We start from the raw sequence: 17,440 nt of genomic DNA on the forward strand, positions 1-17,440 counted from the left end.
ATGATGGACGACGAAGACCTCGCCCCCGGCCCGACCGAGCCCGCGGCCCCCGCCCCGGCGCCCGACCTCTCGGTGCTGCTGATCGGCCTGCTCAAGGGCGTGCTCTACCGCGAAGCCGACGAGCGCCAGTGGTCCAGCCTGCTGCAGTTGCAGGCGCGGGTGCGCGAATACGTGGCCGTGCTCAACCTCGAGCTGGTGCTCGACGAGGCCGAGGGCTACGCCTTCCTGCGCGGCCGCCCCGAGCCCGCCGACGACGACCCGGCGCCGCGACTGCCGCGGCTGGTGGCGCGCCGGCCACTGTCCTACCCGGTGAGCCTGCTGCTCGCCCTGCTGCGCAAGAAGCTCGCCGAGTTCGACGCCGGCGGCGGCGACACCCGCCTGGTGCTCGGGCGCGACGACATCGTCGAGCTCGTTCGGGTGTTTCTGCCCGAAGGCCCCAACGAGGCGCGACTCATCGACCAGATCGAGACCCACATCAACAAGGTCGTCGAGCTCGGCTTCCTCGCCCGCCTCAAGCCTGCCAGCGCCAGCGCTGCGGCGCCCGCCAGCTTTGAAGTGCGCCGCATCCTCAAGGCCTTCGTCGACGCGCAGTGGCTGGCCGACTTCGACGCCCGCCTCGCCGGCTACCGCGCCGCCCTCGCCGCTGGCAAGGAGACAGGCGATGAATGAGCCCCTGTCCCTCGGCCTCGACTTCGTCGCCGACGACACCCTGTCCGGCTTTCGCCTGCAGCGCCTGGAGGTGCTCAACTGGGGCACCTTCGACCGCCATGTGTGGACGCTGCAGCTCGACGGCCGCAACGGGCTGCTCACCGGCGACATCGGCTCGGGCAAATCCACCCTGGTCGACGCCATCACCACGCTGCTCGTCCCCGCCCACCGCATCGCCTACAACAAGGCCGCCGGCGCCGACACCCGCGAGCGCAGCCTGCGCTCCTACGTCCTCGGCCACTACAAGTCCGAGCGCAACGAGGTCACCGGCGCCGCGCGCCCGATCGGCCTGCGCGAGCCCGGCAGCTATTCGGTGATCCTCGGCGTGTTTCACAACGCCGGCTACGACCAGACCGTGAGCCTGGCCCAGGTGTTCTGGTTCAAGGAGGCGCAGGGCCAGCCCGCGCGCTTCTACCTCGGCGCCGAGCATGCGCTGTCGATCGCCGCGGACTTCTCCGGCTTCGGCCCCGACATCACCCAGCTGCGCAAGCGCCTGCGCGGCGCGGGAGCGGAGGTGTTCGACAGCTTCCCGCCCTACGCCGCCTGGTTCCGCCGCCGCTTCGGCATCGACAACGAGCAGGCGCTCGAGCTCTTCCACCAGACCGTGTCGATGAAGTCGGTCGGCAACCTCACCGACTTCGTGCGCCACCACATGCTCGAGCCCTTCGAGGTCGGGCCGCGCATCCAGGCCCTGATCGGCCACTTCGACGACCTCGACCGCGCCCACCAGGCGGTGCTCAAAGCCCAGCGCCAGGTGTCGCTGCTCGCCCCGCTGGTGGACGACTGCCACCGCCACGACGCGCTCGCCGCCGACATCGGCGCGCTGCGGTGCTGCCGCGAGGCCCTGCAGCCGCACTTCGCCGCGCGCAAGCTCGCCCTGCTCGACCACCGCCTGGCGCTCGCCGCCGAGGAGTGGGCGCGCGCCGACGCCCAGGTCACCCGCCTGGACGCGCTGCGCGAGGAGCAGGCGGTGCGCATCGACGCGCTCAAGCACGCGATCAACGCCAACGGCGGCGACCGCCTGGAGCGCCTCGCCGCCGAGATCCGCAAGCTCGGGCAGGTGCGCGACGCGCGCCTGGCCAAGTCGCGCCGCTATGCCGAGCTTGCTGCGGTGCTCGGCACCCCCGCCGCCACCGACGGCGAGAGCTTCGCCGCCCAGCGCCTGCAGTTCGGCGCCGGCCGCGAGGACGCGCGCAACCGCGACGCCGAGCTGCAGAACACGCTCACCGAGCACACCGTCACCCTGCGCCAGGGCAAGCTCGAACACGACACGCTGAGCACCGAGATCGACAGCCTCAAGCGCCGGCGCAGCAACATCGACGACCGCCAGATCCAGATCCGCGCCGCGCTGTGCGGCGCGCTCGGCATCGATGTGGACGCCATGCCCTTCGCCGGCGAGCTGCTGCAAGTGCGCGAGGACGAGCGCGACTGGGAAGGCGCTGCCGAGCGCCTGCTGCGTGGCTTCGGCCTCGCCCTGCTGGTGCCCGACGCGCACTACAAGGCGGTGGCCGAGTGGGTGGACGGCAACCACCTGCGCGGCCGCCTCGTGTATTTCCACGTCCGCCCGCCGCGCACCGGCGAGCTGCCCGCGCTGCACCCCGACTCGCTGGTGCGCAAGCTCGCGATCAGGCCCGACAGCCCGCACTACGACTGGCTCGAGCGCGAGCTCGCCCACCGCTTCGACGTCGCCTGCTGCGCCACCCAGGAGCAGTTTCGCCGCGAGACGCGCGCGATCACCCGCGCCGGCCAGATCAAGGACCCCAGCGGCCGCCACGAGAAGGACGACCGCCACGCCATCGCGGATCGCAGCCGCTACGTGCTGGGCTGGAGCAACACCGCCAAGATCGAGGCCCTCGAAGCCCAGCGCCGCCAGCTCGAAGCCCGCCTCGGCGAGGTCGGCAACCAGATCGGCCGCATCGACACCGAGCGCCGCACCCTCGCCGACCGCCTAGACGCCCTCACCCGGCTGGAAGAATTCACCGCCTTCGACGAGCTCGACTGGCACAGCGTCGCCGGCGAGATCGCCACGCTGGAGGACGAGCGCCGTGCGCTCGAAGCCGCCTCCGACCTCCTGCAGGCGCTCAACCGCCAGCTCGCCGACCTGCAGCAGATCCGCGGCGACACCGAGCGCGAGCTCGGCGCCGCGCGCGAACGCCGCGCCAAGGTCGAACAGCGCCAGACCGACGCCGAGGCGCTGCGCGCGACCACGCTCGCCCTCGTCGAGGCCGCGGCGATCGACCCGGAGCTCGTCCCCCGCCTCGACGCCCTGTGCGCCGAGGTGCTCGGCGAGCACCCGCTCACGGTCGAATCCTGCGACAACCGCGAGCAGGACGTGCGCACCGCGCTGCAGGCGCAGATCGACGCCGAGGATCGCAGGCTGGCACGTCTGGCCGAGAAGATCATCAAGGCGATGGCCGCCTTCAAGCAGCAGTTCGCGCTCGAGACCGCCGAGATCGACGCCAGCCTGGAGGCCGGTTTCGAGTACGAGAACCTGCTGACGCAATTGAATCGCGACGACCTGCCGCGCTTCCTCGCGCGCTTCAAGGAGCTGCTCAACGTCAACACGATCAACGAAATCGCCAACTTCAACGCCCAGCTCGCACGCGAGCGCGAGACCATCAAGGAGCGCATCGCCCACATCAACAAGTCGCTCGGCGAGATCGACTACAACCCCGGGCGCTACATCGTGCTCGAATCGCAGGCCAGCCCCGACGCCGAGATCCGCGACTTCCAGCAGGAGCTGCGTGCCTGCACCGAGGGCGCGCTGACCGGGGCGGGCGAGGGCGACGACGAGCAGTATTCCGAAGACCGGTTCCTGCGCGTCAAGGGCATCATCGACCGCTTCCGCGGCCGCGAGGGTCTCTCCGACCAGGACCGCCGGTGGACCGCCAAGGTCACCGACGTGCGCAACTGGTTCCTGTTCGCCGCCAGCGAGCGCTGGCGCGAGGACGACAGCGAGCACGAGCACTACTCGGACTCCGGCGGCAAGTCGGGCGGGCAGAAGGAGAAGCTCGCCTACACCATCCTCGCCGCCAGCCTCGCCTACCAGTTCGGCCTCGAGTGGGGCGCGGTGCGCTCGCGCTCGTTCCGCTTCGTCGTCATCGACGAGGCCTTCGGCCGCGGCTCGGACGAGTCCGCGCAATACGGCCTGCGCCTGTTCGAGCAGCTCAACCTGCAGTTGCTGATCGTCACCCCGCTGCAGAAGATCCACATCATCGAACCCTTCGTCGCCAGCGTCGGCTTCGTGCACAACGAGGGCGGCAGCGCCTCGAAGCTGCGCAACCTGTCGATCGAGGACTACCGAGCGCAGAAGGTCGCGATGCGGGCCGCGGCACAGGCCGCGCCGCGGAGCGGCGGCGGCGGCGGCGGCGGCGCATCATGAGCTGGAGCACGGCGCCGGAGCTGAGGGCGCAGGTGATGCGGCTGTGGGAGCGGGGCGAGCTGCTGCGTGAGGGGCTGGGTTCCGGCGCGAGCCGCTTCCCATTGCGTCTCAGCCTGAAGACACCCACCTCGGACGACATCACCCGCCGCTTCGACGCCGTGCGCGCCTGGGTCGCGGCGATCTCGGCCACGCCCCACGTCCGCCTCGAATGGCAGGAAACCCGCCACCGCGTGCAGGGCAGCCAGCGCCTGCCCGGGAGCGCCTGGGTCGAGCGCCTCGACGACGCCCTGGCCTGGATCGGCAAGCGCGCCGAACAGGCGCGCTTTCGCGCGCTGCACGCCGAGACCGAGACCCGCCAGCCTCTGCTGCTGCCCTGGCTCACAAAGCGCCCGCTGCGCGTGCTGGAACTCGCCGCCGACTGGTCGCGCCTGCTCGACGTGGTCGCCTGGCTGCAGGCCCACCCGCGGCCGGGCGTGTATCTGCGCCAGGTCGACCTGCCCGGCATCCACACCAAGTTCATCGAATCCCAGCGCGGGGTGCTCGCCGAGCTGCTCGACCTCGCCCTGCCCGCCGCGGCGATCGACCCGACGCGCACCGGCGCGCAGCAGTTCGCCGCCCGCTACGGCTTCCTCGACAAGCCCGCGCTGCTGCGCCTGCGCGTGCTCGACCCGGCGCTGCACCTGCTGCCCGGCGCGCCCTGCCCCGACCTCGCCCTCGACGCCGACAGCTTCGCCCGCCTGCAGCTCAATGTGGCGCGCATTTTCATCACCGAAAACGAGACCAACTTCCTCGCCTTTCCCCAAGTCGACAAGGCCATCGTCATCTTCGGCTCCGGCTACGGCTGGGAAGCGCTCGCGCGCGCCACCTGGCTGCAACACTGCCCGATCCACTACTGGGGCGACATCGACACCAACGGCTTCGCCATCCTCGCCCAGTTGCGCACCCGCTTCGCCCACGTCGAATCCCTGCTGATGGACCGCGCCACCCTGCTCGCACATGAGGCGCTGTGGGGCCGGGAAGACAGCCCGCGCCCGGCCGACCTCGCCCGCCTCACCGCCGCCGAGTGCAGCCTGTACGAGGACCTGCGCGACCATCGCATCCGCCCGTTGCTGCGCCTGGAGCAGGAGCACATCGGCTTCGGCTGGCTGGAGAAGGCGCTGAAAATCGACCACGCGGTGGATGATTTTCAGCCATCTGATGGTTGATTTTCATCCGCTCTTGCTACGATCCGGGCGACAAGCCGCAACACGACCCACCCGAGCGCCCGGATCAAGATCCACGCCAAGAAGGACCGCACCATGCTGACCCGCCTCGAGATCGACGGCTTCAAGTCCTTCGAGAACCTTGCCATCGACTTTCTGCCCTTCACCGTCGTACTGGGCAGCAATGCCGCCGGCAAGAGCAACCTGTTCGACGCGATTCGGCTGCTCTCGCTGCTCGCCACGCGTGACGTCGCCGAGGCCGTCAAGGACATGCGCGGCGAACCGCTCGAGCTGTTCCGCCTGACGCCATCGGGCCGCAGCACCCAAGTCCGCATGGCCGCCGAGGTGCTCGTCGACCCGCTGGTGCGCGACCCATGGGGTAGCGAGGTCAAGATCACACACACGCGGCTCCGCTATGAGGTGACGCTGGAGCGCCGTCAGACCAAGCCCGGGATCGAGCGGATTCAGGTGGCGCGGGAGTGCGTGACGCCCATCATGCGCAAGGACGACCGCTGGGCCAAGGCGGTGAATCCGACCAAGGATTTTCGTGCGGCCTATCTGAAGTACACACGCCTGAAACCATGGCTCACGACCGACGAAACCGACGAAGGTCTGGCTTTCAGCATCCATCAGGACGGCAAGCAAGGGCGCAATCGACCCGCAAGCGCGGCCGAAGCAACCGTGTTGTACAGCGTGACCAATGCCGAGTTTCCCCACCTTTTCGCTTTGCGAGAGGAAATGCGCCACTGGCGCCTGCTGCAGCTCGACCCCGCACTGCTGCGGCGTCCCGTCCCGGCGACGGCATCGGACATGCTGGATGCGGATGGCTCGAACCTTGCCGCGGTGCTGACTCAACTCAAGGCCGAAACCGCAAGTGCCGACAAGCCGGATGGAGTGCTGAGCGACATCGCTGCGGAGCTGAACTACCTGATCCCGGGGATTGCCCAGCTCGACGCCAAGCTGCACGAGGCGAGCCGCGAATACCGGATCGAACTGACGATGCGCGACGGCCTGCCCTTCACCTCGCGCGTCATTTCGGACGGCACACTGCGCATCCTCGCCCTGCTGACCCTGCTGCACGACCCGCGCCATCGAGGCCTGATCTGCTTCGAGGAACCGGAGAACGGGGTGCATCCCGGGCGCATCAAGCAGCTCGTTCAGCAACTGAGGGACATCGTCACCGATCCAGCCCAGTACGACGCAGCGGAGGGCGGCCCGCCGCTCAGCCAGTTGCTGCTCAACAGCCATTCGCCGGTGGTCTTGTCCGCCCTGATCGACGTGAATCTGCGCCCTATTGATGGCGCGGTGCTGTTCGCCGACACGGCCGTGGTGACCGACCCCGAACGCAAGGAACAACGCCGCAAGACGCGCCTTCGGCCGGTTCACTCCAAACCGCAGGCGTCACTGTTCGGGGACGACGCCAATCCGCAAGGCATCGTCTCCGACCTCGAGGTTCGCAAAGTGCTCGATACCGTAGCGGCGGAGGGCTGAGGATGCATTACCTCGGACTGGCGCTGTATGCCGAAGGCCCCACCGACTACTACTTCCTGCGACCCTTGCTGCTGCGCCTGTGTGAAGACATCTGCCTGAACGAGGCGAACCAGTCCGTGGAGTTCGGCGAGGAAGTCATCTCCCTGAACGAACCCGCACGAATGAAGGGCGGCCCACGCGAGGAACGCATCGTCGAAGCGGCCCGCGAAGCGCGGGGCGCCTGGCGCATCGTTTTCATTCATACCGATGGCGCGGGCAGTGCGGAACGGGCCCGCGCAACCTGCACCCAGCCCGCCATCGACAGGCTCGCGCAAGAGATGCCCGATGACGGCATCGGCGTCGCGGTGGTCCCGATACGTGAAACGGAGTCGTGGGCGCTTGCAGATGGAGAGGCAATTCGCCGGGTGTTTGGCACGCGGCTATCTGATGATGAACTCGGCTTGCCACACAATGCGGCGGGCGTGGAAACCATGCTGGATCCCAAGAAATCGCTGGACGACGCGTTCCTCAAGACCAATCCAACCTCAAGGAAGAGACGGCAGGGCGCTTCGCCCATGCTTAACGCACTCGGCGAGTCCGTTTCATTGGAGAGGCTTCGACTTCTTCCGGGATTCCAGGCCCTTGAGCACGAGTTGCGCCAGGGATTGGAGGTGCTCGGGATACTCTGGTGATGCGCTCCCTCGCATCAAGATCGAATCCCCTGAACCCCACCAGAGTCCACCAGACCCTGATTTATACGCCGGCGCATAAACGCACATCGGCGCCGAGTCCGCCTGAAGAAATGAACACCTCCTCCCTCATCCAGAAAGTCTGGAACTTCTGCCACACCCTCAAGGACGACGGCGTGGGCTATGGCGACTACTTGGAGCAGCTCACCTACCTGCTGTTCCTGAAGATGGCGCACGAGTTCGCCCAGGAACCCTACCTGCGCGAGAGCCGCATCCCCCGCGGCTACGACTGGGCCGCACTGCGCGTCAAGACAGGCGAACCGCTGGAGGCGCACTACCTGGCCACGCTGCACAAGCTGGGCGAGCAGCCCGGCATGCTCGGCGCCATCTTCTTCAAGGCGCATAACAAGATCCAGGACCCGGCCAAGCTCGCGCGTCTGGTGCAGATGATCGACGCCGAGAACTGGGTCGGCATGGACACCGACGCCAAGGGCGACCTCTACGAAGGCCTGCTGCAGAAGAACGCCGAGGACACCAAGAGCGGGGCGGGGCAGTACTTCACCCCGCGCGCGCTGATCCAGGCCATGGTGGCCTGCATGCGGCCCGAGCCGATGAAGACCATCGCCGACCCGGCCTGCGGCACCGGCGGCTTCTTCCTCGCCGCCAACGAGTGGCTGACCGGCACCGGCGAATGGATCCGCAGGCACGGCGACTGGCTCGGCCACGAGCCACAGCGCCTCACCCGCACGCAGAAGGCCTTCCTGCGCGACGAGACCTTCCACGGCAACGAGATCGTCGCGGCCACCCGCCGCCTGTGCCTGATGAACCTCTTCCTGCACAACATCGGAGAGCTGGAAGGCGAGCCTTCGGTCGAGCGCGCCGACGCGCTGATCGCCGAACCGAAGCGGCGGGTGGACTATGTGCTGGCCAATCCCCCCTTCGGCAAGAAGAGCAGCATGACCTTCACCAACGAGGACGGCGAGGAAGACCGCGACGCGCTGATCTACGAGCGCCAGGACTTCTGGACCACGACCTCGAACAAGCAGCTCAACTTCCTGCAGCACATCGTCAGCATGCTCAAGGTGGACGGCCGCGCCGCGGTGGTGCTGCCCGACAACGTGCTGTTCGAAGGCGGCGCCGGCGAGAAGATCCGCCGCAAGCTGCTGGAAACCTGCGATGTCCACACCATCCTGCGCCTGCCCACCGGCATCTTCTACGCCCAGGGGGTGAAGGCCAACGTGGTGTTTTTCGACGCCGCGCCCAAGGACGGCCGCGTGCATACGAAGGGGGTGTGGTTCTACGACCTGCGCACCAACCAGCACTTCACGCTCAAGACCCACCAGCTCAAGCTCGAAGACCTGCGCGACTTTGTCGCCTGCTACAAGCCGCACAACCGCCACGAACGCACCGAGACAGAACGCTTCCGCTACCTCGCCTACGACGAGCTGATCGCCCGCGACAAGGCCAGCCTCGACGTGTTCTGGCTGAAGGACGACAGCCTGGACAAACTCGACGACCTGCCCCCGCCGGACGTGCTGCAGCAGGAGATCATCGAGCACCTCGAAGCCGCCCTGGCCGCCTTCCGCGACGTGGCGGCGGCATTGCCGAAGTTCGAGGAGCGGGGGCATCCTCAGTCAGGGTAACGCCGGAACCACTTTCGTCCCGCGCCCCCACGTCACGGTCGCCCGCGGTCGCGACAGCCGACCAAGCCGCCTCGCCATGCCCACCATCCACCACCTCGACGACGACCTCCTCGTCGTCGACAAGCCCGCCGGCCTGCTCTCGGTGCCCGCCCGCGGCGCCGACCGTCAGGACTGCCTCGCCACCCGCGTGCAGGCCCTGCATCCGGACGCGCTGATCGTCCATCGCCTGGACGCCGCCACCTCGGGCCTGGTGCTGTTCGCGCGCGGCCTCGAGATGCTGCGCCGCCTGAGCCGCGCCTTCGAGCAGCGCATGGTGGGCAAGGCGTACGTCGCGCTGGCGCACGGCCACCTGGCACCGGACGAGGGCGAGATCGACCTGCCGCTCGCCGAGGACGCCGCCCACCGCCCGCGCCAGATCATCGACCCGGTGCACGGCCGGCGCGCGCTCACGCGCTACCGGGTGCTGGCGCGCCTGGGCGAGGGCGCCGAGGCATGCACACGCTTGGCGCTCAAGCCGGTGACCGGCCGTGCCCACCAGTTGCGCGTGCATCTGCTCACCCTCGGCCACCCGATCCTGGGCGATCCGCTCTACGCGCCGGCGGACAGCACCGCGCGGTTCGCGCGCCTGCACCTGCACGCCAGCCGCATCGCCTTCATCCATCCGCGCACGCGGGTGCCCGTGCAGTTCGAAAGTCCGGTACCGTTCTGACACCCTCGTCCGGCCGCGCCTGGCCGCAGGACGCTTCGAACCCCCACGCAGGAGGAGACCCATATGGACTTCATGACCGGCCTGGAGCGCCGCACGCTCAAGGCGAACGGCATCCGGATCAACCTGTGGGTCGGCGGCGACGGCCCGCCGGTGCTGCTGCTCCACGGCTGGCCGCAGAGCGCGCAGATGTGGCACCGGATCGCGCCGCGGCTGGCCGAGCACTACACCGTCGTCTGCCCCGACCTGCGCGGCTATGGCGACAGCGACAAGCCGCGCGACGGCTACGACAAGAAGACCATGGCGCGCGACATGCACGCGCTGATGCGCGCGCTGGGGCATGAACGCTACGCGCTGATCGGCCACGACCGCGGCGGCCGCGTCGGCCACCGCCAGGCGCTGGATTACCCCGAGGCCGTCACCCGCCTGTGCGTGCTCGACATCGTGCCCACGCACACGGTGTTCTCGCGCACCGAGCGCCACCTCGCGGCGGCCTACTGGCACTGGTTCTTCTTCCAGGCGCCCGACCTGCCCGAACTCATGATCGCCGCCGCGCCCGAGGCCTTCCTGCGCCACGTCTTCCGCGCGCTTTCACACCAAATGGGTGCGATCGAAGAGCCGCTGTTCCAGGAATACCTGCGCGCCTTCACCCTGCCCGGCACGATCCGCGCCACGCTCGAGGACTACCGCGCCGCGGCGAGCCGCGACTTCGAGGATGACGCCCGCGATCTCGCCCTGCGCGTGCGCTGCCCGCTGCTCGCCATCTGGGGCGAGTTCGGCAAGATGCACGACTTGTTCGACGTGCTCGCGACCTGGCAGGAGAAGGCCGACCTCGTCAGCGGGCATCCCTTGCCCTGCGGCCATTTCATCCCCGAGGAGGCGCCTGCGGCGCTGCTTGCCGACCTGCTGGCCTTTCTGCGCGCCTGAGCGGGCAGCCTGCGCGAAGACGATCGCCCCGCGGCGCGGGGGGCGGCACCGCGTCGCGCGGACCTGCTCATCCGGGCACTGGAATTGCTTTGGACCGGGAGACCCTTCCAACCCGCAACACGGTGGCCTGCCGAGCACCGCAACCGGCAAGGCACGGCGCACCGTTTGCACCGCACATGCACCATCCCGGTGCCCTCCGAGCCATGAACCCTATCGACACCGATCCCCCGCCCCCCACCGCCTGCTTCACCTACGGCTCGCTGATGTGCGAGGACATCATGGCCGCCGTCTGCGGCGCCCATGCCGCTTACCGCCCCGCCACGCTCCAGGGTCATCGCCGCCATGCGGTGGTCGGCGTGGCGTATCCGGGAATGGTGCCGAACGCCGATCATCGCGTGCAGGGCGTGCTCTACCTCGAGCTGCCGGACTCGGCCTGGCCGCGCCTGGATGCCTTCGAGGGTGAGGAGTACGAGCGTCGCATCGTCACCGTCGAAACAGACGGCGGCGCTCACGCACAGGCCTGGACCTACGTCTTTCGCCCGCGCTTCGCCCACCGGCTGGCGCCGGCCGACTGGGACTTCGACCACTTCCTGCGCGTCGGCAAGGCCCGCTTCATGGCCGACTACGTCGGCTTCGACACCCTGCAGCCGCGATGAGCGCCCGCCGCGCCCCCGCCTACCTCGCCGGCTACCCGCCCGCGCTCGTGCAACAGGTGATGACCCTGATCGAGCAGGGGCGCTTCGCCGGCGCCCTGCGCGCGCGCTACCCGGATGCCCATACGGTGCGCTCCGACAATGCCCTCTACGACTACGTGCAGGCGCTCAAGGCCGCCCACCTGCGCAGTGCGCCGCCGCTGGGCAAGGTGCGCTTCGACAACACGCTGCACGTGATCCGCAACGCGCTCGGCACCCACACCGCGATCTCGCGCGTGCAGGGGTCGCGCCTGCAGGCCAAGCGCGAGATCCGCATCGCCACGCTGTTCCGCAACGTGCCGGAAGCCTTCCTGCGCATGATCGTCGTCCATGAGCTGGCCCACCTGCGGGTGCGCGAGCACGACAAGGCCTTCTACCAGCTCTGCCTGCACATGGCGCCGGATTACCACCAGGTCGAGTTCGATCTGCGCGCCTACCTCAGCTATCGCGACGCCGGCGGCGAGGCGCTGTGGGGAGCCTGACCGGCAATAGCTGCTGCGCGGAATGCGACCCTATTTCGTAACCGGCGCCCCGCGCTGAAGGCCGTCGATACGCCATCACAGTAGGGCTCCATCCCCATGCTGGGTTATATTGCAACGCAACAGACCCAGCGAAAGGATCGTCCCCATGGCCTCCACCCCACCCTCCTTCTTCCGCCGCATCGGGCTCGCCCTGTCCGTGCTGTTCAACGCCGAGCTCGCCGCCAAGCTGCAGCGCGTGCGGGGCGAAGCCGAGCCGCCCGCGGCCGACACGCCCATCGCCCCCGTGGCACCCGTCGCCGAACCCCAGCCCGTCATCGTGCGCGAAACCACGCCGGAAGCCGCGCTGCAGCTGCTCGGCCTGCTGCAGCGCGAGGCGCGCTTCGTCGACTTCGTGCAGGAAGACGTCGCCGCCTATTCGGACGCCGACATCGGCGCCGCCGCGCGCGTGGTGCATGAAGGCTGCCGCAAGGTGCTGCGCGAGCACTTCGACATCGAGCCGGTGCGCAGCGAGCCCGAAGGCAGCCGCATCACGCTGGCCGAAGGCTTCGATGCCGCCGCCGTGCGCCTCACCGGCAAGGTCGTCGGCAAGCCGCCCTTCACCGGCAGCCTCGGCCACCGTGGCTGGCGCGTCACCGACACGCGCCTGCCCAAGCTGGTCGAAGGCCACGACGCCGGCGTGATCGCCCAGGCGGAGGTGGAACTGTGAGCGCCGCCCGCTACGCCATCGGCATCGACCTCGGCACCACCCACTGCGCGCTGTCCTACGTCGATTTCGAATCCAGCGACGGCGAGGCCGCCGCCCAGCAGGTGCTGCAGATCCCGCAGCTCACCGGCCCCGGCAGCGTCGAAGACCGCCCGCTGCTGCCGTCCTTCATCTACCTGCCGCACGCCGACGAACTCGCGCCGGGCGACCTCAGCCTGCCGTGGTCGGCCGCGCAGGATCACGCCGTCGGCGAGTTCGCCCGCAGCCGCGGCGCGGCCACGCCGATCCGCCTCGTCGCCAGCGCCAAGAGCTGGCTGTGCCACCCCGGCGTGGATCGCCGCGCCGCCATCCTGCCCGCCGAGGCGCCGGCCGAAGTGGCGCGCATCTCGCCGCTCACCGCCTCGGTGCGCTACCTGTCGCACCTGCGCGCGGCGTGGGATGCGGCGCATCCCGATGCGCCCTTCGACGCCCAGGACGTCACCGTCACCATCCCGGCCTCGTTCGATCCGGCCGCGCGCGAGCTCACCGCCGAGGCCGCGCAGGCCGCCGGCTACCCGCCGATCACCCTGCTCGAGGAGCCGCAGGCCGCGCTCTACAGCTGGATCCAGCGCAGCGCCGGGCAGTGGCGCAAGGAGGTGAAGCCCGGCGATCTGATCCTGGTGGTCGACGTCGGCGGCGGCACCACCGACCTGTCGCTGATCGCGGTGCTCGAGCGCGACGGCAATCTGGAGCTGCACCGCGTCGCGGTCGGCGAGCACATCCTGCTCGGCGGCGACAACATGGACCTCGCGCTCGCCTACGCGGTCACCCGCAAGCTCGCCGCGCAGGGCACGCGGCTCGACCCGTGGCAGACCCGCGCGCTCGCCCACGCCTGCCGGGCGGCCAAGGAGGCGCTGCTCGGCGACCCCGAGCTCGACGCCGTGCCGGTGGTGGTGCCGAGCCGCGGCTCGAAGCTGATCGGCGGCTCGATCCGCACCGAGGTCAGCCGCGACGAGCTCAGCGCCACCCTGGTCGAGGGCTTCTTCCCGCAGGTCGCGGTCACCGAGCAGCCGCTCAGCCGCGCCCGCGCCGCGCTCACCCAGCTCGGCCTGCCCTACGCCCAGGACGCGGCGATCACCCGCCACCTGGCCGCCTTCCTCACCCGCCAGCGCGACGCCACGGCCGATCTCGAAGGCTTCGCCGCGCCGCCCGACGACAGCCAGTTCCTGCATCCGACCGCGGTGCTGTTCAACGGCGGCGTGCTCAAGTCGGCGCTGATCTCCACGCGCGTGCTCGGCATCCTCAACGCCTGGCTCGAGAGCGACGGCGCGGCGCCCGCGCGCCTGCTCGGCGGCGCCGACCTCGACCTCGCGGTGGCGCGCGGCGCCGCCTATTACGGCTACGTGCGCCACGGCCGCGGCGTGCGCATCCGCGGCGGCACCGCGCGCGCCTACTACGTCGGGGTGGAGTCCGCGATGCCGGCGATCCCCGGCATGGAGCCGCCGCTCGAAGCCCTGTGCCTCGCCCCCTTCGGCATGGAGGAGGGCAGCGAGGCGGCCCTGCCCGAGCAGGAGTTCGGCCTGGTGGTGGGCGAGCCGGTCCGCTTCCGCTTCTTCGGCTCCTCGGTGCGGCGCCAGGACGAGGTCGGTACCCTGCTCGAGTTCTGGGCCGATGACGAGCTGCAGGAGCTCGAAGAAATCGAGGCCACGCTGCCGGCCGAAGGCCGCCGCCCGGGCGACATCGTGCGCGTGAAGCTGCACGCGCGCGTCACCGAGACCGGCACGCTCGAGCTCGAGGCCCTGCCGGTCGATGGCAGCGCGCGCTGGAAGGTGCAGTTCGACGTGCGCGGCGCGGGCAGCGGCGAGGGCAACGACGCCCCGGCGGGCGCCGCCGCCGACTGAGGTGTCCGCCGCCGTGGCGCGCTACACCGTCGGCATCGACCTCGGCACCAGCAACACGGTCGTCGCCTTCGCCGCCGAAGGCGACGACCGCATCCAGCTGTTCGAGATCGAGCAGCTCGTCGGCCGCGGCGAGGTCGCGGCCCGTCCGCTGCTGCCCTCGGTCCGCTACCACCCCGCCGCCGGCGAGTTCGACGCCGCCGACCTGCGCCTGCCCTGGCCGTCTGCCCCGATCGCGGCTGCGCCCGCGGCGGTGATCGGCCACTTCGCGCGCGAGCTCGGCGCCCAGGTGCCGGGGCGTGCGGTGGCCAGCGCCAAGAGCTGGCTGTCGCACGCCTGCGTCGATCGCGACGCCGCCATCCTGCCCTGGGGCGCGGGCGAGGACCTTGCCAAGGTGTCGCCGGTGACGGCCAGTGCGAGCTACCTCGCGCATGTGCGCGCCGCCTGGAACGCCCGCCATCCGGACGCGCCGCTCGAGGCGCAGGACATCGTGCTCACCGTGCCGGCGTCCTTCGACGAGGGCGCGCGCGCGCTCACCGTCGAGGCGGCACGGCGCGCCGGCCTGCCCCGCCTGCGCCTGCTCGAGGAACCGCAGGCGGCTTTTCACGACTGGCTGTTCCGCCATCGCGACCGGCTTGCCGATGCGCTCGCGGCCTCGCGCCTGGTGCTGGTGTGCGACGTCGGCGGCGGCACCACCGACCTCACCCTGATCCAGGTCGAGCCTGCCGCGGACGGCAGCGGCCCGCCGCGCCTGACCCGCATCGGCGTCGGCGACCACCTGATGCTGGGCGGCGACAACATGGACCTCGCGCTCGCCCACCTCGTCGAGCGCCGCCTCGCCGCCCAGGGTGGCGCAGGCGGCGAGCGCCTGTCCGCCGCGCGCCTGTCGCAGCTGGTGCAGCGCTGCCGGGTGGCGAAGGAGCAATTGCTGGCGGCGAACGCCCCCGACAGGCTGAGCGTCACCCTGCTCGGCGCCGGTTCGCGCCTCATCGGCGGCGCGCGCTCGGCCGAGCTGAGCCGTGACGAGGTCGAGCGCCTGGTGGTCGACGGCTTCCTGCCGCTCGGCGGCGCCGACGAGCTGCCGCAGCGGCGCCGGGCCGCGATCGTCGAGTTCGGCCTGCCGTATCCCGCCGACCCGGCGATCAGCCGCCATCTGGCCGCCTTCCTGCAGCGCCACGCCACGGTCGCGCGCAGCGCGCTCGGCGCCGCCTGCGACGGCGACGACCGCCCCCCCGTGCCCGACACCCTGCTGCTGAACGGCGGCGCGTTTCGCGCCCCCGCCCTGGCCGCGCGGCTCGAGGCCCTGCTGACGCAATGGCGCGGCAGCGCCCCGCGCGTGTTGCACAACGACGAGCCCGATGTCGCCGTCGCCCGCGGCGCGGTGGCCTTCGCCCTGGTGCGCGCCGCCCGCGCCGGGCTCGGCCCCGGCATTGGCGGCGGCGCCGCGCGCAGCTACTTCCTGGTGCTGGACGACGCCGGCGAGGCCTCGCGCGCCATCTGCGTGCTGCCGCGCGGCACCGAATCGGGCGTTGAGGTGGCGCTGCCCGAGCGCCGCTTCGCCCTGCGCCTGGGCCAGCCGGTGCGCTTTCACCTTGTCTCCTCGACCAGCGACACGACCTGGCCGGCAGGCGCACTGGTCGATGTGGACAGCGAGGACTTCATCCGCCTGCCGCCGCTCACCGCCCGCCTGCCGCCGACCAGCGCGGGGCGGCGGGAGAACGTCGAGGTACGCCTGGTCGCCACCCTGACCGAGGTCGGCACCCTGGAGATGCAGTGCGTCAGCCTCGACGACGCGGAACGCCGCTGGCAGCTCGCCTTCCAGGTGCGCGCCGAAGCACCGGCCGATGACGCCGACAGCGCGGATTCGCCGGGCCCGGGCGTCCATCCGCGGCTGGCGCAGGCGCTCGCCCTCATCGACGACAGCTTCGGCGGCCAGGCGCGCCAGACCGACGCCCGGGCGGTGCGCCAGCTGCGCGGCCGCCTGGAGCGCGTGCTCGGCCCTCGTGACGAGTGGGACATGGCGCTGCTGCGCACCCTGTTCGACGCCCTGCTCGAGCGCGCCCGCCGCCGCCGGCGCAGCGCCGAGCACGAACGCACCTGGCTCAACCTCGCCGGCTACTGCCTGCGACCCGGTCTGGGCGCGGCACTCGACGACTGGCGCATCGACCAGCTGTGGGCGCTGTTCGCGCAAGGCATACAGTACGGGCAGGACAGCAACACCTGGAGCGAATGGTGGACGCTGTGGCGCCGCAGCGCAGGCGGGCTGGACGAGGACCGCCAGCTGCAGATTCTCGAAGTGCTCGCCGGCCACCTCGAGCACGCCGATGCCGCCCGGCGCCGCGGCGAGCCGGTGCAGGGCAGCTACGACGACATGGTCCGGCTCGCCGCCGCGCTCGAGCGCGTGCCGGTCATGCACCGCATCGAGGTCGGCAACTGGCTGCTCGAACGCCTCCGGCGCCCGGCCGAGAAAGCCCACACCTGGTGGGCGCTCGGCCGCGTCGGGGCGCGTGAATCCCTGTATGGCAGCGCGCACAACGTGGTGCCGCCCGACATCGCCAGCGAATGGCTCGCCGCCGTGCTCGCGCTCGACTGGAAGGCGGTCGAGCCCGCCGCCTTCGCCGCTGCCCGCATCGCCCGCCTCACCGGCGACCGCGCGCGCGACCTCGCCCCCGCGCTGCGCGACGAGGTCGCCCGCCGCCTCACCGCCATCCGCGCCCCGCAAAGCTGGATCACCATGGTGCGCGAGACCGTCGGCCTCGACGAAGCCGACCGCCGGCGCAGCTTCGGCGAAGCACTGCCGCCCGGGCTGAAGCTGCTCTGAGCCGCAGCAGGGCGCTTCGACGCAGTCGGCGGACATCGATCCCGGCGCGGCCGGCGCCCCTGCATCACTCAAGTGCGCAAGAACCGGATTGATCACCGCCCTGGCAGCGCCATACTCGAACGCAGGAGCGCCGCGGAA

General features: G+C 70.6%; 13 protein-coding genes. All 13 read left to right on the forward strand.

From position 1 onward, the window contains the following. Entirely contained in the window at window positions 1–669 is a 669-nt protein-coding gene (locus ACMV5O_RS11390; protein ID WP_416163583.1) for a DUF4194 domain-containing protein, read from the forward strand. Further along, entirely contained in the window at window positions 662–4,090 is a 3,429-nt protein-coding gene (locus ACMV5O_RS11395; RefSeq protein ID WP_416163584.1) for an ATP-binding protein, read from the forward strand. Before ACMV5O_RS11390 ends, ACMV5O_RS11395 begins: the two co-directional genes overlap by 8 nt. Further along, window positions 4,087–5,295, forward strand: coding sequence for a DUF3322 domain-containing protein (locus tag ACMV5O_RS11400; protein ID WP_416163585.1), 1,209 nt, complete (start codon window positions 4,087–4,089; stop codon window positions 5,293–5,295). The genes ACMV5O_RS11395 and ACMV5O_RS11400 overlap by 4 nt, the downstream gene beginning before the upstream one ends. A gap of 93 nt (window positions 5,296–5,388) precedes the next feature. After that, window positions 5,389–6,783, forward strand: a complete 1,395-nt coding sequence (locus ACMV5O_RS11405) for an AAA family ATPase (protein WP_416163586.1) — start codon at window positions 5,389–5,391, stop codon at window positions 6,781–6,783. 2 nt (window positions 6,784–6,785) lie between these two features. Beyond that, window positions 6,786–7,454, forward strand: coding sequence for a hypothetical protein (locus ACMV5O_RS11410; RefSeq protein ID WP_416163587.1), 669 nt, complete (start codon window positions 6,786–6,788; stop codon window positions 7,452–7,454). Between the two features lie 110 nt (window positions 7,455–7,564). After that, a complete protein-coding gene (locus tag ACMV5O_RS11415) occupies window positions 7,565–9,094 on the forward strand; it encodes an N-6 DNA methylase (RefSeq protein WP_416163588.1) in 1,530 nt (509 codons plus the stop codon). A gap of 76 nt (window positions 9,095–9,170) precedes the next feature. Then, window positions 9,171–9,803, forward strand: coding sequence for an RluA family pseudouridine synthase (locus ACMV5O_RS11420; protein ID WP_416163589.1), 633 nt, complete (start codon window positions 9,171–9,173; stop codon window positions 9,801–9,803). A gap of 63 nt (window positions 9,804–9,866) precedes the next feature. Continuing rightward, window positions 9,867–10,727, forward strand: a complete 861-nt coding sequence (locus ACMV5O_RS11425) for an alpha/beta fold hydrolase (protein WP_416163590.1) — start codon at window positions 9,867–9,869, stop codon at window positions 10,725–10,727. A gap of 203 nt (window positions 10,728–10,930) precedes the next feature. Then, complete coding sequence (locus ACMV5O_RS11430) at window positions 10,931–11,383, forward strand: gamma-glutamylcyclotransferase family protein (RefSeq protein ID WP_416163591.1); 453 nt, start codon at window positions 10,931–10,933, stop codon at window positions 11,381–11,383. Next, window positions 11,380–11,901, forward strand: a complete 522-nt coding sequence (locus tag ACMV5O_RS11435) for a YgjP-like metallopeptidase domain-containing protein (RefSeq protein ID WP_416163592.1) — start codon at window positions 11,380–11,382, stop codon at window positions 11,899–11,901. Before ACMV5O_RS11430 ends, ACMV5O_RS11435 begins: the two co-directional genes overlap by 4 nt. Window positions 11,902–12,046: 145 nt before the next feature. Next, window positions 12,047–12,607 carry a DUF2760 domain-containing protein gene (locus ACMV5O_RS11440; protein ID WP_416163593.1) on the forward strand — a complete coding sequence of 187 codons (561 nt, stop codon included), beginning with the start codon at window positions 12,047–12,049 and terminating at the stop codon, window positions 12,605–12,607. Next, a complete protein-coding gene (locus tag ACMV5O_RS11445) occupies window positions 12,604–14,484 on the forward strand; it encodes an Hsp70 family protein (RefSeq protein WP_416163594.1) in 1,881 nt (626 codons plus the stop codon). Before ACMV5O_RS11440 ends, ACMV5O_RS11445 begins: the two co-directional genes overlap by 4 nt. A gap of 13 nt (window positions 14,485–14,497) precedes the next feature. Next, window positions 14,498–17,302, forward strand: a complete 2,805-nt coding sequence (locus tag ACMV5O_RS11450; RefSeq protein ID WP_416163595.1) for an Hsp70 family protein — start codon at window positions 14,498–14,500, stop codon at window positions 17,300–17,302. Window positions 17,303–17,440: the final 138 nt, after the last annotated feature.

It is taken from the genome of Thauera sp. WH-1, from assembly GCF_047806685.1.
Taxonomy (GTDB): domain Bacteria; phylum Pseudomonadota; class Gammaproteobacteria; order Burkholderiales; family Rhodocyclaceae; genus Thauera.

What these genes read in the sequence shown, in the direction of transcription:
- ACMV5O_RS11430 (WP_416163591.1), top strand. Translation starts at nt 10,931, where the DNA reads ATGAACCCTATCGACACCGATCCCCCGCCCCCCACCGCCTGCTTCACC.
- ACMV5O_RS11440 (WP_416163593.1), top strand. Translation starts at nt 12,047, where the DNA reads ATGGCCTCCACCCCACCCTCCTTCTTCCGCCGCATCGGGCTCGCCCTG.
- ACMV5O_RS11395 (WP_416163584.1), top strand. Translation starts at nt 662, where the DNA reads ATGAATGAGCCCCTGTCCCTCGGCCTCGACTTCGTCGCCGACGACACC.
- ACMV5O_RS11405 (WP_416163586.1), top strand. Translation starts at nt 5,389, where the DNA reads ATGCTGACCCGCCTCGAGATCGACGGCTTCAAGTCCTTCGAGAACCTT.
- ACMV5O_RS11390 (WP_416163583.1), top strand. Translation starts at nt 1, where the DNA reads ATGATGGACGACGAAGACCTCGCCCCCGGCCCGACCGAGCCCGCGGCC.
- ACMV5O_RS11410 (WP_416163587.1), top strand. Translation starts at nt 6,786, where the DNA reads ATGCATTACCTCGGACTGGCGCTGTATGCCGAAGGCCCCACCGACTAC.
- ACMV5O_RS11425 (WP_416163590.1), top strand. Translation starts at nt 9,867, where the DNA reads ATGGACTTCATGACCGGCCTGGAGCGCCGCACGCTCAAGGCGAACGGC.
- ACMV5O_RS11415 (WP_416163588.1), top strand. Translation starts at nt 7,565, where the DNA reads ATGAACACCTCCTCCCTCATCCAGAAAGTCTGGAACTTCTGCCACACC.
- ACMV5O_RS11400 (WP_416163585.1), top strand. Translation starts at nt 4,087, where the DNA reads ATGAGCTGGAGCACGGCGCCGGAGCTGAGGGCGCAGGTGATGCGGCTG.
- ACMV5O_RS11435 (WP_416163592.1), top strand. Translation starts at nt 11,380, where the DNA reads ATGAGCGCCCGCCGCGCCCCCGCCTACCTCGCCGGCTACCCGCCCGCG.
- ACMV5O_RS11420 (WP_416163589.1), top strand. Translation starts at nt 9,171, where the DNA reads ATGCCCACCATCCACCACCTCGACGACGACCTCCTCGTCGTCGACAAG.